This window comes from Chitinophaga sp. 9-1-y (genome assembly GCF_059511905.2).
The window spans coordinates 2,997,636-3,021,574 of sequence record NZ_CM197955.1; the positions used below are offsets into that span (position 1 = coordinate 2,997,636).

A 23,939-nucleotide genomic window follows, 5' to 3' on the forward strand; every position below is an offset into this window, starting at 1 on the left:
ACTAATTTTATTATAAGTGTAACAGTACTTCTTCCAGTGTAGTACCAATAATGGCTTCTAATGTAATCTTGGACTGTCTTACCTCTCTTTCGAGGTTAACTTTACGTACCATTTCCGCATTATAGATCCGATAGGCGTCATTTAATCCCTCTACTGCAACGGCCTGATCTCCGCCGGAAAACTTCTGCTCTACCTGCTTGTAATGATTGTAAGCATCTTCCAACAGCGGTAATTGTAATTCATACAGTTGTTTGTTAGTAGAATAATCTTCGTAAGCACGCAATACGGCTGCCTTTAATGCAAGTTTCTCACCTTCTTTCTGTTGGTCAAATACGCGTCCGTTGGCCTTTGCAGCTTTAACTTCATTAGGAATGCTGATTAAATTACCAATAGGTACCATGATACCAAAGTTGTACCTTGGATACAGGGTGTTGTTATTGGTAGTACCACTTCCTTTGATGGTGAATTCATTGAGGTTACCGGCTGCTGTCAGCATATTTAACCAACCTGCTTTAGCCCTGTTCTCATCATATTTGGTAATTTCTTTCTTAATTTCCAGTGCTTTAATCTGGGGATTATTCATCGCGAGTTCTACCAGCTTTTCTTTGAGCCTGCTTACGGTAGAGATATCGGCCGGCAATCGTAAAATAATACTGGTATCTGCCTTCTGTATCTGCGCTTGTGTTGCAGTACCCGTAATAGCTGCCAATAAAAAGAATAGTACACGTTTCATGTTGTGATATTTGGAGATGATAAATATTTTAATTTTATAGAAATGCCATTAAGCCCATAGTATAGGAGGGCTGATTCTATCAGCCCGGAAGATTCCTGTGCATATATGCTAACGACCAGCGCAAACATTACACAGACGATTACCAGCGTTAATTGTTTTTCCGTTTCCGTAGTACTTCTGAAATAATTAGCTACTGCATATTGCATGATCAGGAAAATGTTGACACAAACCAGGATAAGCCCTATATATCCCTGTTCCAAGGCAGTACGCAGGTAGCCACTATCCGGTGGAAATCCATCCAGCTCACCACCTGAACCGGGCTCGCAACTAAGGAACCCTCCACCTATTGGATGACTATAGATGTAAGGCTGGATCCGATGACGGTTAACCTCACGAACATTCATGGAGGCATCTTCAGATCCGGAGAATGCCGTACGTATCCTGATAATGGTGGTGTTGTTGTGGAAGGGACCAAACATAACAACGAGGAAGGCAAAAACGAATACCAGCGCGCCAATGACTGCGTTCTTATTACGAAGGTTTACAAACAGCATCATGATTAAGCCCATTGGCACCATTATATAAGCGGTGCGGGTACCTGAGTATCCCAATGCCATAAACTGTAATACCAGCGATATAAAGAGCAACCCCTTCTGGGATGCAGATATCAATTTACTCGGACTGGTTAGCAATACGATGTTTATAATACATCCACAGGCCATAATTACACCAAATACCGCCGGGTCAGATACGAAGGAAAAAATACGGATACCCGTCAGGATAAGCACTGTTTTAAATTTTTCCGGGTATTTGGCGATGAATGCTTTTTCAAATGGCATGAGGCCAAACCATTGTTGAATACAGGCGTACAGGGCGGCCAGCGTAAGTATTGTAATCCAGAATTTGAAGAAAAATTTAAGATCATCCATATTACGGATCATCTTCATCACCAGGTACATGTAAACCATATTACGCACATAAACCCTGGCAAAAGTGGTCCAGCCATGTTTGTCGTACACATAAGCCGGATTAAAAAACTGTATCAGAATAAATCCCGCGTATATATAAAATGTAATCAATGCCGGGTCCCGCAGGAAGTCTACCTTCTTGATGCTTTTATCTCCCGGTTTAAGCAAACTTCCCAGTAATGTAATTAATACCATCGCATCAATCAGTACGCCTACGGGTATTTCTGTCCCCGACATTCTTTCCAGCAGTCTTACTGTAAGCGTAACGGTAAGTGCTATATAATAGCCTGCGCGGTAGTTCAGGATGGAAATGGCTGCCACCGAAATGCCAATGGCCAGTCCCAGCAACAATGCTGTATATTTTATATCCTGGGCACCGATATACGCAATAGCCGGTATCAATATTACCCAACAGATAATAATAAACAGGCTGTAAATATTTTTCTTCGCAAATTCCACTGGCTTTGATTTATAGAAATACTATTTTAATAGCCATAGCAATAATCGTTAGTGCTATAAATGTGACAATCAGCACCTGGTGAAGGTGTTGATCTATTGGCTTCTTTTTTGGTTGTTTCTTCATATTAAATTTATACGGGCACTTTTTTTCCACATGCCATGTTCTCCGATTCTTCCTGTAAACAGGAAGGTAAATTTCAGCAACACACAAATACGATACACGATAATAGAAATGAAAATAGATGACGGTATAAGTATCAGCAACAGTACAATACCGTTATCAACACCGAGTGACAGCAATACAGCACGCATGCAGGCGAAAATGCTTACATGCAACAGGTAAACATATAATGAGTAATGACCAATCACCGTCAAAAAAGTCAGTTTCCGGATGCTGGCAAGCCAGGAAGCCAGTAATATCACAAACAAACAACCATTTAATGCAATGAGCATAAAAAGGTATAGATTCATATGCTGATGATAGAGATAATACCATTGCAGTAATGCAAAGATTGGTGTTATCAATAACAGGTGCTTCAGTTTAGCGAATTCTTTTTGTGTTTGTTCCCGTAAAAAGTAATTGGCCGCAGTATCTCCAATGGCAAAGAATATATAATGAAGTGCGATATCATAGAGTGTGCTATAGGCCTGTACATAAGGGGCAACGCCCAGTAATACCAGCCCCGTCAGCAGTTGCCATATCTTTTTATTCCCCGTTATTTGTGAAACGATTGTGTAAAGCATTGTTACATTAAAAAGAGCAAATAGATACCACAGTTGATCCAGTGTTCTGGGTTGCAAAAAAATGTTTAAAATGTCTTTGGCAGAACGGTCTGAATTAGCAAACCTGGAAAATATAATCTGCAAACTTATTTGTATAATCGCCCACAATAAGTAGGGATATAATAAAGTATTGATCTTTAAAAATGTGAAATTTTTGACACCTCTTTTTGCGATACTCTTGCTAAAAAACACACCTGACAATAGAAAGAAGAGCGGCATACGAAAACTATACAACATGTCATTTGTTTCCAGCACCTGGTGTGGTAATGCCACACCGCGGGCAATCAGCCCATACGCGATATGCCGATATACCACCAGCACAATGGCTATGCCTTTTGCATAGTCAATCCACGCATAGCGGGAATCATTTTTTTCAGGGCGCAAACTAAAGACGTCAAAAATTTTCTGCAACTTCATGGTTAAAAATCATAACTCAATAAAATCTTCTTTTACATCATTTAAAACAGCTCCCAGGAACTTATCTCCCAATGACTCCAGGAATTCAGAAGATTCCCGGTCAATTTGTTTCATCTTTAAACGGGAAGAGAAAATAGCGACTACCCCTTCTGCATAAGCAGATAATTCACGGCTATCTGTGAAATCATTCAGTGGCGCACCTTCCATCAGAATATAGTCGTAATATTCTTTTAATTCATCCAGGTAATTGAGCAGGTGATTAGGAGGTAATATTTCTGAAGGAGTATAATCGCCCCCTTTACATCCGATTACTTCTATCCCCGGAGTAGCATAAGAGGTTACTATTTCTTTTACTTTTTCGATACTGAATGATTCAGGCGGCACGGAGAAAAATTCCAATGTTGGTTTGGCATTCATTTGAACGCTTACATCATTATTACAGAAGTTGGTATCAATTACCAATACCTTTTTATTGCTCAGGCTCAGGCTATGCGCAACGGCTTGCAGCAGGGTGGTTTTACCTTGTTGCGGCTCTGTGCTGGTGAACAGGAAGATTTTTTTACCACTGTTTTCCAGCTCAAATCTCAGTTTGCGTAATAACTCCCTGAAAACATTTTGTCTTTTCAGCCACTGGGCTTCATCTGATTTTTTCTGGAGTATTTCCAGCAGGTTGTATTTCTGCAAATTGGTATGATTAATTGTACCAATGAGTTTCAGGTTGGAAGTGCGATTGAAGATAGAGGGAGATTTAACGGAATTGTCCATAAACTCTTTGAACAGTATGCCTATGCAGCAAAGCATGAATACCGCCATACCAGACATCCCCATGATGACCAGTCGTTTGGAAGACTCCGGCGTAAAGGCAGGCTGCCCTTTTAATGTTTGGCGGAAATTATCCTGTGGTACATTTCTGTTATCCAGTGCTGCGCCCAGTTTTTCCTTTAACTTATTGTATTCGTCCTGCGCCAGCGCCACTTCCTGTTGCAGCGAGCCAACTGTAGCTTCTTTGTTGGCGTATGATCCAACTGATGCCCGGAGATTCCTGATTTTCCCCTCCAGGGTGCTGATGTTCAGTTTTGCCGCGCTTACTTCCGCTTCCAATGCGCTCTTGCGTTGTATCAATTCTTCCTTGGTACTTACTTTACCGTTAGGAGAGGAGGCATCCATCATCGCCTTCTGTAACTTATTGCGCTGGGCTTTAATTTTATCTGCCAGTGCATTATCATTGGAACCTGTACGAACATATTCATCGTTCAGGTCATTGATTTGTTTTCTTAAAGTAATGATATCGCCATTAGAATTGCTATAAGCGGGTTTCCCGCTGTTCATCTGGGTTAGTTGTGTACTGATGTTATCCAGTGATGCTTGTAAATTATTATAGTTCGCTCTTTCATCTGATACAGATTTTTCAAACTGTTTAATCAGGTCCCATTCGTTGCCACTCGCTGTTTCAACATTCAATACGCCCTGTGCTGTTTTATATCCGCGTAATGCCTCAATTTTTTGATCCAGTTCTACCTTTTTCTGATTTACCAGTGCCTCAAAGGTTTCCACGTTTTCCACAGAACGCTCAGAACGGGAGCTGCGGTAAAAGCGCAAAAATTCTTTGTAAAGTGTGTTTACCGTATAGGCAGACAGTTCAGGGTTTTCTGAGTAGCAGTTGATATTGATATAATCTGTTCTTGATAGGCGACCAGCATACACCATTTTGCGAATAGACTCAAAATCGTACTTATACAGTTTCATAAATTCCAATACTTTCCGTTCCTCAGGGTTGGAGGACGAAAGTATTTGCAGAGAATCGTTTTTCTGCCGGCAAATACGAAGAATCTGATCCTGGTTGGCACTTTTATATACCGGTTTATTCACTTCTTTTTCCGTGAGGGTTCTGAAGGGTTTATTGCTGGAAAGATCATGTATCATCAGATCACAGGCCAGCAGGCCTATAACCAATGGAGAATTCATTGTTTCAATGACGTTATCAAACTTCACATCTGCTTCAAACAAATTTAAATTCTCATCGCGCAGTTTAATCTGCTCGTTGGTAGTGAATCCGGTAGCCATCTGCGCGGTGGAGGCATAAAGTTTAGGCTTGCCGATTGTAAAGGCAAATGCTCCTGCTACAGCAGCAATGGTGCTGAATAGGATCCACCATTTCTTTTTTAATAATGCCTTTATAAAGTACACGATATCCATATAGAAATTTTCCTTTTACTACATTTTAATATGATATACAGGGGGGAGTACACAGATTTCGTATACTAACCATGTTCCCGGTATGGTAACTGGAAGATCAGAGGAGATGGTAAAAAAATAAGATAATCTCAGGCTGTCTGCCCAAAAGTTTCTTTTGGTTTTGTCGGAGGATGAGGTTACATAAAATATGACCGGGCATAGTAAATCCTGGGCATATCCGGTTCGATCTCAAAGGTAAAAGATTATATTAAAAGACACTTTATTTTTAAGCGAAACATAAAAATTACTTGGTAACCGCTGAAGTTTAAGGGGTAAACTAACAGAATATGTAAAAAGACCGTTCCGGAATAATCCCCGGAACGGTCTTTTATTGTTTGTGGCTCTATCGTTGGCTAACGTTTCATGAGTTTTACACTCTTGGTTTCACCAGTAGAAGACGTGAGTCTTAGTATATACATACCAGTGATATTTGCAAATCGCTGTGTATCAACTCTGATCATGTTTCTACCACCCGGTATATTTTTCCTCATTTCAGTGTAAAGCACTTTACCGTTGATATCGCTGATTTCTATCAGGAGATTGGCGGCTGGCTTTTGCAGCGTCAGGTCAATCGACACGTTATCAACAAACGGATTCGGGTAAACATTGGCCTGGATACTGGTGGTCAGCGTACTATTTTTATTAACCATCGGCGCAGGCTGGTAATTATTCATTACCGCGGTTTTGTTCGCAAGGTTGCCAGGTGTAACTGGTGTAACATCTATTTCCATTGCGTTCAGGTAACCTACCTGTCCACCGGCTGGAATGCTGCAGGTAAATGCTATTTCACCATTGGCATCTGCCGTGAGATTAATAAAGTCAGCCGTGTTAGCCGTATTATTCTGTGCGTACAATGATTTGCTAACACCATTAACAGTAAACTGTGTGCTACCATTATCTGGTTGAGGCGCCCACCATTTGCTGCTGGACAGGAACTTGATAGTATAAGTGGTATTAGCACTTAACCCGGTCAAATGTCCGTGCATAGCAGGAGCACCTGTGAAGAAGCCAGGCAAAGAACCAAAGTAGAGATACTGGCTGAGTACTACATCTGGATACACGCCGCTGTTATTGCCAGTAGTGGCACCTTCTACACCAGCAGCCCACCAGGTTTCGTCAAACCTTAATCCTACGCCGGTAGCCAGTCCCTGGTCATTTTTCAAATTGGAGGTTGTACTGCCAGAGATATTGTTCCATGGTGCAGGAGCATTTGCGTTGAGCATGAAGTTCAACAACAGTTTGTAGTTACCACCAGAACCCGCTGGTTGATTTACTACAAGGTTGAACGTGGTAGTGTCTGCTGCACCATAGGAGTCTTTGGCAATGACGCTGATATTATTATAAGTGCCTGCATTATTGATGGCCGGGGCCACTGACAGTGATACATTACCACCGGACTGTACCAGTGTTACAAAAGACGGAAGATTCAATGTACTGTAAGTGATCGGATTTCCGTCGGCGTCAGTGGCGGTAACCGGAATGTTCGTACTGGTACCTGCATCCAGGCTTTGATTGCTGATATCGGTGATAACAGGCGCGTGATTATTCGTTGGTTGCTGTGTGGCACCTGCATCTACTTCGATGGCATTCAGGTAGCCTACCTGTCCGCCGGCAGGAATGCTCATGGTAAATACGATCTCACCACTGGCATTAGGTGTGAGATTGGAGAAGGTCACCACATTGGTAGTATTGTTTTGCACGTACAATGTCTGGCTTACTCCATTGACGGTAAACTGTGTGCTGCCATTATCTGGCTGTGGCGCCCACCATTTACTGCTGGAGAAGAATTTCACGGTAAACTTCTTACCGGGTTCCAGACCTGTCAGATGACCGGTCATGGATGGTGCACCTGTAAAGAAGCCAGGCAAAGATCCAAAGTAAAGGAAGTCATGCATTACGGCGTCAGGGTATACACCACTGTTATTGCCGGTAGTAGCACCTTCACCATTGGTTGCCCACCAGGATTCGTCAAATTTCAATCCTGCCGCGGTGGTTTGCCCCTGATCATTTTTCAGTGCGGTGGTAACGCTACCGGTGATATTATTCCATGGCGCCGGTGCGGTTGTATTTTGTTTGATACTGAGGAACAATTTGTACCCGGAAGTATCGCCGCCTGCCGGTGCATTCACGGTCAGATTGAATGCAGCGGTATCACTGTTGCCATGTGTATCTGTGCCAATCACACCGATGTTGTTGAACTGGCCGGTGTTGTTGGTAGCAGGGGATACCAGCAGGTAAACGTTGCCCGGAGATTGTACTACGGTAACAAATGACGGCAGGTTATAACCGGCATAAGTGATGGAATCATGTTCCGGATCAGTACCGCTCACGGCTACGTGTAAGGTGTCGCCGGCAGCCATTGTTTTGTTAGGAATTGCCGCAATCACCGGTGGCTTGTTGACGATAACGCTGTCTCCTGCACCGCCTGCATTTATTTCCATGGCATTCAGGTAACCTACCTGGCCACCTGCCGGAATACTCAGGGTGAATTTGATTTCACCGTTGGCATCTGCCGTCAGGTTCTCAAAAACAGCCGTGTTCGTGGTGTTATTTTGAACGTTCAATGATTTGGTAACACCGTTAATGGTATACTGGGTGCTGCCGTTATCTGGTTGAGGCGCCCACCATTTACTGCTGGAGAAGAATTTAATGCTATATGTCCGGTTGGTCTCCAGTCCGGTGATATGTCCGTGCATCGCAGGAGCGCCACTAAAGAAGCCAGGCAGCGATCCGAAATACATATATTCACTCATCACTACATCAGGATATACACCACTGTTGTTACCTGTGGTAGCACCTTCTGTTCCTGCAGCCCACCAGGTTTCATCAAAAGTTAAACCTGCACTGGTTACTTGTCCGTTATCATCTTTCAGACCGGTAGTAGTGGTTCCGGAGATGTTATTCCATGGCGCTGGTGCATTGTTATTGAGTTTGAAGTTCAGGTACAGTTTGTAGTTAGGCGTTGGGTTGTCCACTACCGTTAATACAAAGCTACGGGTATCTATTCCGCCTTTGTTGTCTTGTGCCTGTACCTTAATGGTATAGGTGCCGGCTGCTGCATATCCTGGTTGTACCGTGATACGGCAGGTATCGTTCTGGCTCAGCAGGGTTGCGAAAGCAGGCAGTTGCAAGGCTGTCCAGGTAAAGGTATTGCCTGGGTTCTGGTCAGACAGGCTCAGTTTTATGACCTTGGTGCTACCTTCAGTCACGCTTTGAGCAAGAATAGAATCAATTACTGGTGGGTAGTTATCGTTTACCACCAGGTTGAAGAGGGTCGTATCTGCACCACCGTTATTATCTGCAGCGATTACGCCCACACCGTTATAAGTGCCCTGTTGGGTAACAGTGGGTGCAATATTGAGTGTAGTCACTCCTGCATTTACCTGCAGTGTTACAAATGCTGGTGCATTGTACAAGCTGAAAGTGATAGGATCATTGTCAGGGTCTGTAGCAGCTACAGGTATACTTTGGGTAGTACCGTAGCGGATAGTTTGACTGGCAATGTCTGTTATTACAGGAGGATTGTCTTTTGATTTTGCTTTTACTGCCGGCGTGAAGGCAGAGAAACCACCGTCTCCAAATGCTCTTACTTTATAGTAGGCAACAGTATTGGCTGCCAGAGAAGAGTCGGAGAAAGTACCCGGTCCGGAAACAATTGCTCCCAGTGTTTTCAATACGCTGAAGTGGGTGCTGTCTGCCAGTGAACGTTGTACTTCGTAGGCTGTTTCGACAGTAGAGTTGTCTGTCCAGGTTAATTTCACAATCTGTGTGGAAATAGCCTGGGTAACCAGGTTAGTAGGGACTGCTGGTGGTAATGGCTTAGCGGCTGTAGTAGCGTTAGCCACGGCAGTATAAGCAGATTCACCATAGGTACCAATAGCCCTGATCTTATAGTAGTAAGCGGTACTTGCCTGTAACGCAGTGTCAGTATAACTTACCGCATTGGCAGCAGCGGTAGCCACTATTGTGTAAGTTCCGGCGCTGGCAGTACTTCTGTAAATTTCAAAGCCTGTTTCGTTATTGCTTTTATCTGTCCAGGTGAGATTTAACTTGGAGTAATTAGTATTTGCAGCCACTGCCAGGCCTGTTGGTGCAGTTGGTGCGGTACCATTTACAACAGCCGTGTCAATAAAGGCGTCAGATGGTATTAACTGTCTGGTGTTAATACCTGCTGCTGTGCTGGTCCAATATACTTCCATAGTGGCGCCGCCGCCTCCCTGGAAGTAGGTCACAGTAATCGGATAAACGCCTGCATTTGCCGTTACGGTTCCTGAGGCAAATTGTGCCCCATGTGAGCCATCATTATTTACTGTGGCAATAGCAAGGGAGGAGTAGGTTTTATTGAAATATAATTTGCTACCGTCATCCGAATTGGTTTCAAATTTATAGGAACCAGTTACGGGTATACGTATGTAGCCAGTCCACATCAACGCATAGCTAGTGTTAGTAGCAGGCGGAACTACACTCAGATCCGGGATGTAGGCTTTACCTGTTTGTGCTGGTGTCAGTGTGCTAAAGTTCGGCAGGCTGGTCCAGGTACCATTATAAAGCTTATAAGTAAGATTTGCCTTTTTGGTTCTTACAGTTACCTGGTTACTTGGTGTAGATGTTTTTCCCGACAGGTCTTTCGACTTGACATAGAAGTTATACAGGGTACCATCTGCAAGTCCTGTTACGGTGGCTGTAAGCACGTTGCCTACAGATGTTTTAAGTACATTGTTGGCATAGACATCGTAACCGGCAATGCCTGCGTCATCGGTAGCGGCTGTCCAGGTTAAAACAACCTGGTTGTTGGTATAACTGGTTATTACCAATGAAGGAGGGGCAGAAGGAGCGGAGCTATCTGATGCTGTAGTGCCTTTCACTTCCGCAGATAATGGGCCAGCAGCATAGTCATTTACCGGACGTACCCTGTAAAAGTAGTTTGTATTCGGGATGAGGTTATTATCAGTAAAAGTAACCACGTTGGCGTTGTTTTTCCCTACGAGGGTATACGGACCACCAGCTTGTGTTGCTCTGTAAATTTCAAAGTATTTTTCGTTGTATGCCGGAGTCGCATTTTCTACCCACGACAGTACAATCTGCGTTTTGGTGAAGCTGTTTACTACCAGTCCGCTGATTGGATCTGGTGCATTGATGCCAGTTGCACCTACTACCCTGAATGTATCAGAATAACTGCCGATACAATTGTTGGGTGCTTTTACGCGTACCACATAGGCTCCTACCGTAGAAGTAGTGAAGGTGTTGGTAGTGCCGATAACGGTAGTGCTGCCTGCGCGTAACCATTCATAAGAGTCCATGCCTGCTGGTACCTGCATGGTAACACTGGTGTTACCATCCGGAGCTGGCAAAACATTGCTGGCAATTGCCGGAGAGGTAGTAATAGTTGGCGCCGGTGTTGCTGGCTTATAGCTGATCACCAGTGGAATAGGAGACCATCCGGTCCATCCATTAGGTAATTGCGCCCTTACCCGGTAACTTCCGGGTGTATTTACCACAATGGAATTTGCAGTACCGGTAGCAATGGTGCTATTATCTTTCTGCCACTCATATTGCAGGTATCCCGGAGATATACCAATAGTAATTGTCTGGCCCGGACAGAAGGTCGCTGAGCCATATAGCGGGTATGGATTAAGACGGTTGGCCCTTAGCATGAACGGTGCAAAGTCCGGTTCATTCCAGGCGTCTAACCAGGTATTGTGATCATCGTTGGGATAAGTAGTGAGCTTGAAGTTAGCCCCGGCTGCCTGGATCTGGGCTACTACCTGGTTGGTAGTGTAAGGTGCCGGATTGCCGTCCTGGCCTCCCTGGAACAGCCACATAGGGATGAATTTGTACGTGTCAATGTGATTGGCATAATCCAACGTCATGGCACTCATGGGCAGGGATGCTGCAGTCAATTGCGGGTAACGCATGGTAAATTCCCAGGTACCCCATCCTCCGCCGGATAAACCATTCACGCTAAGACGATCAGGATCGCCCTTGGCGCTGGCAACGATGGAGTCTATAACTTCTTTCAGATTATCATAATCGTTAGCACCCCAGAAGCCTCCCTGGCTTTGGGGATATATCAGGTATCCATCAAATGTTCCCGCGTCTACCCGATTCATCCACGTTTGTCCACCCCAATATAACTGGTACTCGTTATCATAGATGGTGCCTTTTTCACCTACACCATGAAAAAACAGGTAGATAGGATACTTCTTGCCATCATTAACGCCCGGAACATATGTTTTTGGGAATTTAAGACGAAACGCCATGTTCTTATAAATATAGCATTTATAAGAGTCGGTGTTGTAGCTCACCCTCACTGTTCTCACCCATTTTGTAATCTTATCGTATTGGGGAGTAGGAGGGGGATTGTTGGCATTGTAAGTGATAACAGGATCGCTTGGATTCAGTGCTGTCTGCGCATAGATGTTGGGAGCGCATAGCCAGATGAGCACGAAAAGGAGTAGGCGGTGTAAAGTTCGATTCATGGAAGTATGTTGTGTTACGTGATCCGTGGCTATTTTTGATAACCATAGGAAAATAAAAGTACCGTTCCGGAAACCCGGAAATACTCGTAGTTCAGAGGAGATGGTAAAAATTAATTCCGACTTTGGAAGTTAATCCAATAGTGGTGGGGTCTTGTCGAAGGATAAGGTATTGGAATATTACTGCTGATCCTAACTATTCACTGCGATTGACGTTCCAAACTTCAGCTCATTTGTCCATTAACGATTTGGTAATATAAAGTTAGAACAGCTGCTAAATTAAATAACTGTTTATATAGATTGAATTTTTTTTTGCAAACGGTCGTTTTCAGCTGGTAAACGCAAATATTTTACAGGTGAAATGCGATCGCGCCCTTTTATTGCACAGCTATGCTGCGCTGGGCCCTTTCCCATACAGAAGATTGCCTTTTCCGGAAGAACCGGATACACCCCATATAAACGGCTATATTCATAAAAACAAAATAAAAGGGGATGTATAGATATTTTGCCTTTATTTTCCTGATGGTAAGGAGGTAACCGGCCAGGGCAGCTGCATAAAAGCACAGTTGAGCGATGCCGGTTAAAATATAGATATCATTTTCTTTTGTCAGGATAAGAATAAGATTGCTTAGCAATGCGAATAACAGTCCAAGAGGAGCCAGTGTCCACCGGAGTACCCGGTGGGAAATATATTGCCAGGTTATTTTGGGATACCTGAACGGATTTAGCAGGGGGAGTAAACGTCCCATCGATTGAAAGCCTCCTGCCGCAATTCTCACTTTTCTTTTATATTCATCTGCCAGTGAAGCAGAAGAGGTTTCCATGGCATAGGCCGCCGGCTCGTACATCACGGTATATCCTTTCATGTTTATCCGGAAAGACAGCATGAAATCATCCAGGATGGTATCTTCAGGTAACTGCTCATATAAGACGGTGCGGAGGGCTATTAATTCACCGGCGGCTCCCATTACACTATAAAGCTCTGCATCCCATTTTTTTAGCAGCGATTCATACTTCCAGTACATACCTTCTCCCTGCGCTTCGGCGGCACCAGTGGTAGGCATCACCTTTTTCTCTCCCGCCACCACACCAACACGGTCATCTTCAAAATGCTTCATTAACAGGGTAACAGATGCCGTATTTAATATAGTATTGGCATCTGATAATACTACAAAAGGTGTTTTTACCAATTTCATGGCACGGTTTACAGCTGCCATTTTTCCTTTGCGCTGTGGATCATATAATACCTGTACAGTCGGGTACTGTGAAATGATCTCGTTGGTGCGGTCGGAAGATCCGTCAGTGACAAAAATGAACTGTATTTTTTCCGGCGGATAAGACAGAGAAAGCGTATTAATTACCTTTTCTGCAATAAAATCTTCTTCATTATAAGCGGCTACCAGGAAGGTAACGGCCGGCTCAAACGTACTTTCCTGGCGGGCGCTACTGCGCTGCAGTAAACGCTTTATGCGGATAACAAGGTAAAGGAGTATACCATATCCTACATAGCTATAACATACCAGGAAAAGGCTTGCCCAAAATATCACAGACCAAATTGACATAGCGGAAAAGAATTTTATGGGGATCGTAGTTTTGCCACAAAAGTATTATAATTTGGCTCATACACAACCTGTTTTTTGTCTCCATTTTTTGCAGTGGATCGTTTTTTAGCATTTCTTCAGACCGTTTACAGTAGATTTTCTAACACTTACCTGCCAAATTGAGTCGTTTACCAAAAAACTAATGGATGATATCAGGGAAATAATATTTTTGTTCCATGTTAATTGAATAGCATATTCGAATAACAAAGCAGTAAGTAAGAAAAAACCATTTTTCCTCTCTCATATCCCCTGAAAGAAACCGCTAGGGTAAATTACCTTATAATTCTTGACCAGATCCCATTTAAAGCCTTCAGGTGTAGTTTATGCTCTGTGCGCATACCACCCAATTAACAGTTTTAAACATTGTTTAGAAAAGAAGGTAAATGAAAAAGAAAATACTAATAATAGACGACAGTATGCCAATGCGTTATTTGCTGGAAGCTGTTTTAGGGAAAGAATATTCCGTGGTTTCTGCGCCAGACGGTTTGGCTGCAATGACCTGGCTCCTGAAAGGAAATAAGACAGATCTTATTATTACAGATCTTCAGATGCCAAATATAGACGGATGGGAGTTACTGGATTATTTATCAGGTAGTTATTTATACCAGGATGTTCCGGTAATTGTACTGTCAGGCTTTTTTATAGAGAAGATGAACGAATTGCCTAACAAGTACAATAGCGTAAGACAAGTTGTACAGAAACCCTTTGACCCCATGCAATTGTTGAATAAGGTGGGTTTCATACTGAATGAACAACTGACAATTTCCGCTGTGTAAGAATGCTGTTATATCGAATTAACCAATACACTACTAATTAGCGACATATGAATACCTTTACACCGAATGTACTGCAGGTAGAAAGCATTAGGGGCGAAAGCAGAGATAGCTTCCGCATCAATACTGCTGACACCGAAAGTATTCTGCTTTTTGTTGGTCACCCCCATAAAGAGATGCTTACCGATAAGGATCAGTTCAGATGTATTATGGCATCTAATGTGGAGGATGCAAGAAGGGTAATGTATCAGTTACAGTATGTTTTGAAAAAAATGCCGGCCGCTATTATTTACCGGTTTGAGAGTGCGTATGAATCAGCCCTCCCGGAATGGGAATCCTTCTTCTCCACACATCAGTTCCTCAACACGATTCCCTTTTTCATTTATGCTGATAAAGGATTTGAGGAATTAAAATCACTGGTGACCCGGTATCCTTTCATCGATGATGTAATTACCATGAACGCCTGGCATATGCTGGCAAATAAAGTAGCCATTGTAAGCAAGTTTAAGCGGATGCGTTCTTTCCCGGTTTACAAAAAGGGAATCATCAGCAAAAAGTTATATACCCGCAGATTTTATAGTAATATCATGAAACGTTCCCTGGACGTCATGCTCGCAGGCACCGGGTTATTACTATTAAGCCCCCTCTTGTTATTGATAGCTGTATTGATCAGACTGGAATCCAAAGGCCCCATTTTTTATGCGGCTAAACGTGCGGGTCGTAATTACCGGGTTTTCAAATTTTATAAGTTCCGGACCATGATCCCGGATGCTGATAAGCAGCTTGATAAAATAAAACACCTGAATCAATACGACGGTGATAATGCGGCACCTGTATTCATTAAAGTATCCAACGACCCACGTGTCACCAAATTGGGAAGCTTTTTACGGAACAGCAGCCTGGACGAATTACCACAATTACTCAACGTATTGAAGGGAGATATGTCGCTGGTAGGTAACCGCCCATTACCTTTATACGAAGCTACCACCCTTACCACAGATGATTGGGTGGAGAGATTCCTGGCACCTGCAGGCATTACCGGCTTGTGGCAGGTAAGTAAAAGAGGTAAAAAAGATATGTCCGTAAAAGAGCGGATAGACCTGGATATTAATTACGCGCATAAGCGGTCCTTCAGATATGATATGTGGCTCATTGTGAATACACCACTGGCACTTGTGCAAAAAGATAATGTATAATGATAGCGATTTCGAGTATAGAAATAATACTGTTTGTTTACCTGGCCGGATGCGTATTTTATAATCTTTTGTTAGCCGTTGCCGGCCGTTTGAGCCGGAAGAAAAAGATACTTTACGAAGAAACGAATACTTACGCCAGAATTGCCATACTCGTTCCTGCCTATAAAGAAGACAGTATTATTTTATCCACTGTAGCAAGTTATCACCGCTTGCGGTACCCGGTAACCCGCTTTGAAGTAGTGGTTATTGCAGATTCGCTGCAGGCGAGAACAATGGAGGAGTTGGCTGCAACAGGTGTGAGCCTGGTGCCCGTGAAGTTTGAGAAAAGTACAAAAGCTAAATCGCTGAATGCAGCATTTGAATATTTGGGAGATGATTACGACCTGGCATTGATCTGTGATGCAGATAATATCCTGGAGGAAGATTTTCTGCTAAAAATTAATCATGCCTGGCAACAGGGACATTCCGTTATTCAAGGACAAAGGGTAGCCAAGAACCTCAATACACCTTTCGCTATCCTGGATGCGGCCAACGAAATTATTGCCAATTTTTTATACAGGAAAGGTGCCAATGCCCTGGGATTATCTTCCTCCGTTATTGGCTCCGGTATGGCTTTTCATTATCCCCTTATCAAACAAGTTTTGCTGGAAATCCAGGCAACAGGTGGGTTTGATAAGGTGCTGCAATTACTGGTGCTGTCGAAAGGACACACTATTTTGTACCTGGAAGATGCCTATGTGTTTGATGAAAAAATAACGCATGCGGCTGTATTTGAAAATCAGCGCAAGCGCTGGATGTCAAGTCAGCTGGTTTACCTGCGGACTTTCTGGAAACAGGGATGGGCCGCATTATTCAAGGGAGATATCAATTATTTCAACTTGTCTGTATGTCAGAATGCACTGCTTCCGCGGATGTTATTGCTCGCTGCTTTAACCTTACTGACAGCCGCTGCATTTTTGTTGCAGCCGTTTTTAATAATATCACCTGCCTGCTGGGTGGTATTGTTTGGGTTGAACATACTCTCCCTGTTATTACCTATTCCAGGAAAGTTTTTCACGAAGTACCTGTTTACTGCGATGATTACTTTGCCTAAGGCCGTTGGCATTATGATCTTATTGCTATTCCGTTTAAAAGGAGCAGATAAAACTTTTATTCATACTACACATACCCAAACCGGTATTGACAATCCATTATTAGATGCAGCCAGAAAGTAGTACATATTATCCACTGGTATCCATTATAACGGTTAATTATAACAATGCAAAGGTCACCACAGAGTTAATGAGGTCGCTGCGGCAGATCTCTTACCCCAACCTGGAGGTCATTGTGGTGGATAACGCTTCTGCGGAAAGCCCGGAGACAGCTATCCACCAAGAATACCCGGCCGCAAAAGTAGTGATGAGTGAAAAGAACCTGGGCTTCGCTGGTGGAAATAACCTTGGTATAAACGCAGCCAGGGGAGAATATTTTTTCCTGGTGAATAATGATACAGAGTTTACAGAAGGACTGATAGAAGGGTTGCTGGAAGTATTCAGGCAACACAAGGATGCAGGCGTGGTAAGTCCAAAGTTTCATTATTTTTTCCACAAGGGAACCATTGAATATGCAGGATATAATATAGTAGATAACCTCACCGGAAGAAATAGTATGATTGGTTGCCGGGAAGCGGATACCGGGCAGTATGATGTTTTTTCGGAAACGCATTATGCACATGGTGGCGCTATGATGGTGTCTGCAGAAGCGGTGAAGAAAGTAGGTGTCATGCCGGAAATCTATTTTCTGTATTATGAAGAATTTGACTGGTGTGAGCAATTTAAACGACAGGGCTACAAAATCTACTATCAGTATAAATCATTGATCTATCATAAGGAGTCGATGACAACAGGAAAGAACAGCCCGTTGAAGACTTACTACATTACCCGAAACAGGATATTATTTATGCGCAGGAATGTAAAACTTCCTGCCCGGATGATTTTCATACTATATTTTATTTTCCTTACGATACCAAAAAATACGGCGCAGTTTTTATTGAAACAGGAGTCTGTTCATCTCAAAGCTTTTTGGAGAGGGATTTTTTGGAATCTTAAACACCGTAAACCGGATAACATATGTGCGGCATAGCAGGGTTTATCGATTTTACCCAAAAATCGGATGCAGACATGCTGCGGAAAATGACAGATGCGATGGCACACCGTGGGCCCAATGATGCCGGCTATGAAGTGTATGAGGATGCACGTGCATCTGTTGGACTTGGGCAACGCCGGTTGTCAATACTGGACCTTTCCAGTTCCGGGCATCAGCCAATGCATTATCAGCAATACTCCATTATTTTCAATGGTGAAATATATAATTTCAAGGAAATCCGGACGGAGCTGGAGAAACTGGGACACCATTTTCATTCAGGCGCCGATACGGAAGTACTGATAAAAGGATATGCCCAATGGCAGGAGAAAGTACTGGATAAGTGTATCGGTATGTTTGCCTTTGTTATTTATGACCGTGAATCCAGGGAAGTAACGATTTTTCGTGACAGAGCTGGCGTGAAGCCTTTATATTATTATTGGCATAACCAAACCTTGTTGTTTGCATCTGAGTTGAAAGGACTTTGTGAGCATCCATCTTTCAAAAAAGAGATTGACGAGAAAAGCTTATCCCTGTTCCTCCAGTTCAGTTATATTCCAGCTCCATACACTATTTACAGGAATACACATAAGCTGAAGCCGGGACACACCTTGAAAGTTACGCTGGAAGACGCCGGTGTAAAAGAGTCGCAGTATTGGAATGTGCTGGATGCTTATCGCCAGCCGCTTACCGGTATGGGCGAAGCTGAGGTGATCAGGCATACGGAAGAATTGATGCACAGCGCCTATAATTATCGCATGGTGGCTGATGTGCCAGTAGGTGTATTTTTAAGTGGGGGCTATGATAGCGCCAGTGTGGCTGCTCTGTTGCAATCCAATACTTCCAGCCGGATTAAAACCTTCACCATCGGTTATAAAGAACCACAATGGGATGAATCGCGGGAGGCAAAGAAAATAGCCATGCACCTGGGTACTGAACACCACGAATGGATTGTGGGGCCAGCTGAGGCGAAAGCAGTGTTAGAGCAATTGCCTGAAATATATGATGAACCATTTGCAGATAATTCTACGGTACCCACTACGCTGGTCAGCAAATTTGCAGCACAGCAGGTAAAAGTGGTGTTGTCGGCGGATGGAGGGGATGAGGTGTTTGCCGGGTATAATAAGTTTAATCAATCTCTCCGGTATACGACCAGTTTTCCCAAACCACTGCAACGTACTATCAGTGCGGCCATGTCAGTGGTTTCACCAGAAGTGATACCTTATTTTAATAAGCAATACAATTTCGCGTCCAGGTATGAAAAAATGAAATTGATCTGGGCCAGCGGTAAACCTCAGCAGGCGCTGAAATACATCAGCCAGTATTTAACAGAACAGGAAGTAAATCATTATACCAATTTTCCGGCAGCAGGTTATCAGACAAATTTTGATATGAATGGAGAACTGGATAACATGAATGATCCCCTGAACCGATTGCTGGCAGTGGATTATAAAACCTTCCTGGTAGATAATAACCTGGTGAAGGTAGACAGGGCAACCATGTCAGTGAGTATTGAAGGCCGGGAGCCTATGCTTGATCACCGGCTGGTGGAGTTCCTGGCGCAGGTGCCTGCTTCACTGAAGGTAAAAGATGGAATCAATAAATATATTCTGAAAGAAATTGTACATAAGTATATTCCCAAGCCGCTGATGGAACGCCCTAAACGCCCATTCATCGCACCTTTGCAGGAGTGGTTCCGGGATGAACTGAAAGAGCAGATGCAATATTATTTGTCTGGCGCAAGATTAGCAAAGTCAGGTCTCTTTAATGTTCCTCATGTCGAACAATTGCTGGGAACTTATTTATCCGGTGGTAAAGTGAGCCATCAGAAATTGTGGAACATATTGGTATTCCAGTTGTGGTACAGCCGCTGGATAGAAAAATTATAATATGAGCAATCAGAATGGTAGAATACGTGTACTAGAAACGATACGCCAAGGGAAAATTGGTGGGGGAGAGAGTCATGTATTAGACCTGGTAGCATCCCTGGATAAAACCACTTTCGAACCCATTGTGCTGTCATTTACAGACGGTCCGATGATTGCAGCATTAGCGCAGCTGGAAGTGCCGGCGTTTGTGATTGAAAGCGAGAAAGCATTTGATCTCAGCGTATGGAGAAGGGTAAAGAAATTCATACAGGAACAACGCATTGATATTGTACACGTACATGGCACAAGGGCCAACACCAATGTTTTGTGGGCGGCCCGTAGCCTGAACTTACCGGTGGTGTATACAATTCATGGCTGGTCATTTCACGATGGTCTACATCCCCTCGCCAAACGTTTACGTATTGCGGCGGAAAAGTTTATCACCCGGAAAACACAGGTGAATATTTGTGTTTCTGAATCTAACCGGCAAACCGGCATAAAAGCTTTTAATGGGTTCAACAGTATTGTGGTCAGGAATGGTGTTAATCTCAGGAAATTCAATCCCGACGGCCAATATCCTGATCTGCGTGCGGAATACAACATCCCGGCAGATAAGCTATTGCTTTGCTTTATTGCCCGTATGACTTATCAGAAGGATCCTGTAAGTATGATAAAAGCATTTGCATTGGCGCTTAAAAGTGCTCCTGATCTGCAATTGCTGATGATAGGAGATGGAGAGCTGAAAACTGCCGCAGAAGATGCAGCAAAGGAGTTGCAGATAGAGCAGCAGGTCATATTTGCCGGCTTCCGGCAGGATGTTCCGGCGGTACTTTATGCAGCCGATATATATTGCCTTCCTTCCTTATGGGAGGGATTCCCAATAGGGGTACTGGAAGCCATGGCCATGGGCAAAGCTGTAATAGCCAGCGATGTAGATGGTACTAAAGAGGCCGTGATAGATGGTGAAAATGGGTTACTGGTACCGGCAAATAATGTTACCGCATTAGCCGCGGCGATTGTTAAACTGGCGGTAGATGCCGCCTTACGGAGGCAGTTGCAGCAAAATGCGAAAGCTGCGATAGCAGAACATTTCAATGTAGCAGGAATGACTGAGAAAATTTCAGCTGTTTATCTGCAACTCGGAAAATAATAATACTTTATCAATTTCAATATGACAAAGACCGCAATCACCTACGAATACAACCGCATTACCGATATCAAGCGGCTTAATTTTATTACAGATAGTTTGAAGAAAAATATTCCTGATGGGGGCCGTGTGTTGGATGTTGGATGTGGTAATGGAGTTATTAGCCGGCATCTTGGGCAATTTGGATATGAAGTGTTGGGAATTGACATCAGCGAAAAAACAATTGCCGTAGCCAATGAACGTAATACCCTTGCTAATGTGAGATTTGCTGCCATCAGCGCAGAAGAACTGACTGCACAGGGAGAAACCTACGATGCTGTTATATGCAGTGAAGTGCTGGAACACCTTGATCAGCCACATCTTTTATTACATACCATTTATGCTTCGTTGAAAGATGATGGATTATTGGTGGTGACTGTACCAAATGGTAATGGTCCCAGGGAGTTGTGCGTAACCAGACCTATGTTAAAGGCACGGAACCATCCAGCCTTATGGAGTTCCATCAATAAAGTAAAGCGAGGATTAGGGTTTAAAGGCACAACGGCACAGTCGCAGGCAGATAACCTGGATCACGTACAATTTTTTACCCGCAAAGATTTGCAACAGTTGGCAGATATCAGTCATTTTAAAATTATACAGTTTTCCAAGACCAATTTTGTGGAAGATGTGTTTCCTTTTTCGTTAGTCACTAAAAGAGTTAAATTCCTTCAGAAACTGGATTGCCAGGTGGCGGAGTTATTACCATATAATTTTACGGGAGGTTTCAATACCTTATGGCGAAAAAAATAAGTTGAAAGAAGCTATCGGGTATAAAAAAAGTTGATTCATTTGAATCAACTTTTTTTATACCCGATAGCCGGCTGCTTTGTCGATGTTGTCCAGCAGTTCCGGTGTTTTTTCCAGGTCAAACTTCCGTGCCAGTAATTGACCAGATTCAATAATTTTAAGAAAGTCGCCATCCGCAAATGTTTTGGGATGTGCATGCCCTTCAGACCAGTCGATATAACGCCGGTAGTTGTTTTCTACGCTATTTTTGAAAGGGCCGTTCATAATAACGGTTTGGAAAATAAACTCATCACCGCCCCAGGTTCGTTTGTAAAATCGTTTCAGTTCAGGATGCTTATTTATATAGGTAAGACACCAGGCGGCACAGTCCTGGGTGAGACTCCACCAGAGCGAACCGCCAAATACTTCCAGTCCAAGGGGATGTTTTCTGGGAGGTAGTATTTTATTCAGCCAGCCGGCCAGCCGGTATTTGCCAGGCAGGTGAAGGTCTTCAAAATGATAAGACCTTATTTTGGACATGACCCGTTGAAGTGCAGCCTCCGGTAGTATATCCAGGAACTGTTTACCAGGGTTGGCGTTAAAGAAATCATGCAGTTTATTTACCTGAACCAGCGGATAATCCTGTGCACTGATGAGATGAACAAAATCATATTGGTGACCGGAATCCACAATAGCAGCAATGCCGTTCAGGGCTGCCTGGATGGTACCATATCCTGCCCAGGTAACATTGACCCTTTTTTCAATAAAATATACCTGAGGTATATTCATAGCTGGCTGCCATTCGTTGATGTTACATTTGGCGTCCAGGTGAATGTAACAATCTATTGCCGGATGTTGCAATCTTTCCAGCAGGCGGCATAGTTGCAGTGGATTCTTATGACTTAGTATAATAAAAGCTTGTTTCATGTACAGCTAATTATTTGTATTGCAAACGAAATACTTTTATTTTTTGTAAAACGCCTTTGCACTCCTGCCAGCCATTCTTCCAGATACTTGTTATAGTTACTTCAGGAAGAGATTGACGAAGGAAATAGTAGCCAAAAATAACGGCAAACAAAAGGTTGAGGGAAGAGGCAATGGCGACTGAACGTATATCCGCAAATAGCAGCACCAGTGTAATATCGAGTATTACATTTAATACCAGCTTTAACAGGTTCTTATAAAAATTAATCAGTGGCTTATTAATCATATCCAGTGTTACGCCAATGAAGCGGTCAATAGGATAAAGAATAGCCGACAGCAGGAATATTCTGACAATATCAGTGGCTGGTAGATAGGCCTTTGCTGCAAGAATCAGTATCAATGGTTTGGTAAACAATAACAATCCCACCACAAACGGAAGGATCAGTAGCGTAACAGCCCCGGTATATTTGCTGAATGCCCGGGCCACACCCGACCAGTCATTTCTGTTGGCAGCCCCCGAAATTGTAGGTTGTGAAGTAGCCACAAAACTTCGCAGAATAATTTCAATTACTTCCATGAATTTTTGAGGGATGCTGTAGATCGCAACAGCAGTTGGGCTAAGCATAGTTCTGAGAACAAGGTTGTCTGAATAATTTAACAGGGAGGAAGACAGCATGCTGCCTACTATTAACCTGCCATAACGATACATTTCTTTTACCTGGTCCCTGGTTCTGGCTGCCATGGTATGTAATGCGGTCCATTTAAAGAACATACAGTAGATACTTGTTACCAGCAGCGATAAGGAATAGGTGTATAACACATTATGCAGATTTACCTGTTTCAGGAAAAAGAGTACGCCCAGGAAAACAAGAAAAGAACCATTTTGTAAGAAACGTACCTGGACAATTTTATCAAACCGGTGATTAGCCTGCAATACCCAGGTAGCAAAGTTAAACGGAAGAGAAAGCAACGTCATGATACCCAGCCAGCCCAGGAAAAAATGCCAGGTGGCGCTAAACAGTGGGTAGGCAGCTGCATATACGATTAAGGAGAGGATGACAAAAGCAAATGTCAGCAACAATGAAATATACCAGGCCGCACCGGTTACCCGTTTGTTGGTAGCTTCATCAACGCCTGCGCCGAACTTAATGATGCCGGACTGCAGCATGGCGGTGCGTATCTGATCCAGGATGCTGTAAGTAGCCAGGAACATCACCCATTCTCCAAATGCACTTAAGGAAAGCATCCTGACTAAAAGGGCAAATGAAAGCACATTAAAAAATGCCATGATCACATTCCCAAGAAGAGAATGAAAATGCCGGTTGCGTAAAATCGATAAAAACTTAAAAGCCATGAAACAATAATTACAGTCGTATTATATGAAAATCATGGTCTTTGATAGGATGAGGTCTTGAAAATGGGGGTATTTATCTAAATACTGAAATGCAAAGGTAGTTTTTTTTATTGAAAGGA

Annotated in this window: 15 protein-coding genes; 7 read left to right on the forward strand and 8 right to left on the reverse strand. The window is 43.2% G+C overall.

What is annotated here, in order from left to right; translation table 11 throughout:
• Nucleotides 1-10: 10 nt before the first annotated feature.
• From AC5ZC7_RS11820 to AC5ZC7_RS11845, 6 genes are all read right to left on the reverse strand, one after another.
• Nucleotides 11-733, reverse strand: coding sequence for a TolC family protein (locus tag AC5ZC7_RS11820; protein WP_496159083.1), 723 nt, complete (start codon nucleotides 731-733; stop codon nucleotides 11-13).
• Nucleotides 730-2,160: an O-antigen ligase family protein gene (locus tag AC5ZC7_RS11825; protein ID WP_496159082.1), complete on the reverse strand. Its 1,431-nt coding sequence runs from the start codon at nucleotides 2,158-2,160 to the stop codon at nucleotides 730-732. The genes AC5ZC7_RS11820 and AC5ZC7_RS11825 overlap by 4 nt, the downstream gene beginning before the upstream one ends.
• Before the next feature lie 120 nt (nucleotides 2,161-2,280).
• On the reverse strand, nucleotides 2,281-3,360 hold the full coding sequence (locus AC5ZC7_RS11830) for an acyltransferase family protein (RefSeq protein WP_496159081.1): 1,080 nt from the start codon (nucleotides 3,358-3,360) through the stop codon (nucleotides 2,281-2,283).
• Nucleotides 3,361-3,369: 9 nt separating this feature from the next.
• On the reverse strand, nucleotides 3,370-5,556 hold the full coding sequence (locus AC5ZC7_RS11835) for a GumC family protein (RefSeq protein ID WP_496159080.1): 2,187 nt from the start codon (nucleotides 5,554-5,556) through the stop codon (nucleotides 3,370-3,372).
• 392 nt (nucleotides 5,557-5,948) lie between these two features.
• A complete protein-coding gene (locus AC5ZC7_RS11840; protein ID WP_496159079.1) occupies nucleotides 5,949-12,074 on the reverse strand; it encodes a fibronectin type III domain-containing protein in 6,126 nt (2,041 codons plus the stop codon).
• Nucleotides 12,075-12,448: 374 nt separating this feature from the next.
• Nucleotides 12,449-13,633: a glycosyltransferase gene (locus AC5ZC7_RS11845; protein ID WP_496159078.1), complete on the reverse strand. Its 1,185-nt coding sequence runs from the start codon at nucleotides 13,631-13,633 to the stop codon at nucleotides 12,449-12,451.
• A gap of 422 nt (nucleotides 13,634-14,055) precedes the next feature.
• Here AC5ZC7_RS11845 and AC5ZC7_RS11850 point away from each other — a divergent pair, with 422 nt between their 5' ends.
• From AC5ZC7_RS11850 to AC5ZC7_RS11880, 7 genes are read left to right on the forward strand one after another with little or no spacing between them, the layout of a single operon-like run.
• Entirely contained in the window at nucleotides 14,056-14,448 is a 393-nt protein-coding gene (locus AC5ZC7_RS11850; protein ID WP_496159077.1) for a response regulator, read from the forward strand.
• A 47-nt stretch (nucleotides 14,449-14,495) separates the two neighbouring features.
• Nucleotides 14,496-15,641: a sugar transferase gene (locus AC5ZC7_RS11855; RefSeq protein ID WP_496159076.1), complete on the forward strand. Its 1,146-nt coding sequence runs from the start codon at nucleotides 14,496-14,498 to the stop codon at nucleotides 15,639-15,641.
• Nucleotides 15,641-16,855, forward strand: a complete 1,215-nt coding sequence (locus tag AC5ZC7_RS11860) for a glycosyltransferase (protein ID WP_496159075.1) — start codon at nucleotides 15,641-15,643, stop codon at nucleotides 16,853-16,855. Before AC5ZC7_RS11855 ends, AC5ZC7_RS11860 begins: the two co-directional genes overlap by 1 nt.
• On the forward strand, nucleotides 16,839-17,762 hold the full coding sequence (locus AC5ZC7_RS11865; protein WP_496159074.1) for a glycosyltransferase: 924 nt from the start codon (nucleotides 16,839-16,841) through the stop codon (nucleotides 17,760-17,762). The genes AC5ZC7_RS11860 and AC5ZC7_RS11865 overlap by 17 nt, the downstream gene beginning before the upstream one ends.
• The gene (gene asnB / locus AC5ZC7_RS11870; RefSeq protein WP_496159073.1) at nucleotides 17,750-19,651 is read left to right on the forward strand and encodes an asparagine synthase (glutamine-hydrolyzing); all 1,902 of its coding nucleotides are present in this window, start codon (nucleotides 17,750-17,752) and stop codon (nucleotides 19,649-19,651) included. The genes AC5ZC7_RS11865 and asnB overlap by 13 nt, the downstream gene beginning before the upstream one ends.
• A 1-nt stretch (nucleotide 19,652) precedes the next feature.
• Nucleotides 19,653-20,780: a glycosyltransferase gene (locus AC5ZC7_RS11875; RefSeq protein ID WP_496159072.1), complete on the forward strand. Its 1,128-nt coding sequence runs from the start codon at nucleotides 19,653-19,655 to the stop codon at nucleotides 20,778-20,780.
• Nucleotides 20,781-20,801: 21 nt separating this feature from the next.
• Nucleotides 20,802-21,566, forward strand: coding sequence for a methyltransferase domain-containing protein (locus tag AC5ZC7_RS11880; protein WP_496159071.1), 765 nt, complete (start codon nucleotides 20,802-20,804; stop codon nucleotides 21,564-21,566).
• A gap of 54 nt (nucleotides 21,567-21,620) precedes the next feature.
• On the opposite strand, the gene AC5ZC7_RS11885 is transcribed toward AC5ZC7_RS11880, so the two are convergent.
• Together AC5ZC7_RS11885 and AC5ZC7_RS11890 are read right to left on the reverse strand one after the other, a co-directional pair.
• Nucleotides 21,621-22,469 (reverse strand): beta-1,6-N-acetylglucosaminyltransferase, encoded by an 849-nt coding sequence (locus tag AC5ZC7_RS11885; RefSeq protein WP_496159070.1) that lies wholly within the window; start codon nucleotides 22,467-22,469, stop codon nucleotides 21,621-21,623.
• Between the two features lie 10 nt (nucleotides 22,470-22,479).
• On the reverse strand, nucleotides 22,480-23,820 hold the full coding sequence (locus tag AC5ZC7_RS11890) for an oligosaccharide flippase family protein (RefSeq protein WP_496159069.1): 1,341 nt from the start codon (nucleotides 23,818-23,820) through the stop codon (nucleotides 22,480-22,482).
• Nucleotides 23,821-23,939: the final 119 nt, after the last annotated feature.

Bases quoted from the DNA above. Each gene is read 5' to 3' on its own strand.
- AC5ZC7_RS11845 (WP_496159078.1), bottom strand. From the start codon at position 13,633: ATGTCAATTTGGTCTGTGATATTTTGGGCAAGCCTTTTCCTGGTATGT.
- AC5ZC7_RS11860 (WP_496159075.1), top strand. From the start codon at position 15,641: ATGATAGCGATTTCGAGTATAGAAATAATACTGTTTGTTTACCTGGCC.
- AC5ZC7_RS11885 (WP_496159070.1), bottom strand. From the start codon at position 22,469: ATGAAACAAGCTTTTATTATACTAAGTCATAAGAATCCACTGCAACTA.
- AC5ZC7_RS11855 (WP_496159076.1), top strand. From the start codon at position 14,496: ATGAATACCTTTACACCGAATGTACTGCAGGTAGAAAGCATTAGGGGC.
- AC5ZC7_RS11875 (WP_496159072.1), top strand. From the start codon at position 19,653: ATGAGCAATCAGAATGGTAGAATACGTGTACTAGAAACGATACGCCAA.
- AC5ZC7_RS11865 (WP_496159074.1), top strand. From the start codon at position 16,839: ATGCAGCCAGAAAGTAGTACATATTATCCACTGGTATCCATTATAACG.
- AC5ZC7_RS11840 (WP_496159079.1), bottom strand. From the start codon at position 12,074: ATGAATCGAACTTTACACCGCCTACTCCTTTTCGTGCTCATCTGGCTA.
- AC5ZC7_RS11850 (WP_496159077.1), top strand. From the start codon at position 14,056: ATGAAAAAGAAAATACTAATAATAGACGACAGTATGCCAATGCGTTAT.
- AC5ZC7_RS11890 (WP_496159069.1), bottom strand. From the start codon at position 23,820: ATGGCTTTTAAGTTTTTATCGATTTTACGCAACCGGCATTTTCATTCT.
- asnB (WP_496159073.1), top strand. From the start codon at position 17,750: ATGTGCGGCATAGCAGGGTTTATCGATTTTACCCAAAAATCGGATGCA.
- AC5ZC7_RS11880 (WP_496159071.1), top strand. From the start codon at position 20,802: ATGACAAAGACCGCAATCACCTACGAATACAACCGCATTACCGATATC.
- AC5ZC7_RS11820 (WP_496159083.1), bottom strand. From the start codon at position 733: ATGAAACGTGTACTATTCTTTTTATTGGCAGCTATTACGGGTACTGCA.
- AC5ZC7_RS11830 (WP_496159081.1), bottom strand. From the start codon at position 3,360: ATGAAGTTGCAGAAAATTTTTGACGTCTTTAGTTTGCGCCCTGAAAAA.
- AC5ZC7_RS11835 (WP_496159080.1), bottom strand. From the start codon at position 5,556: ATGGATATCGTGTACTTTATAAAGGCATTATTAAAAAAGAAATGGTGG.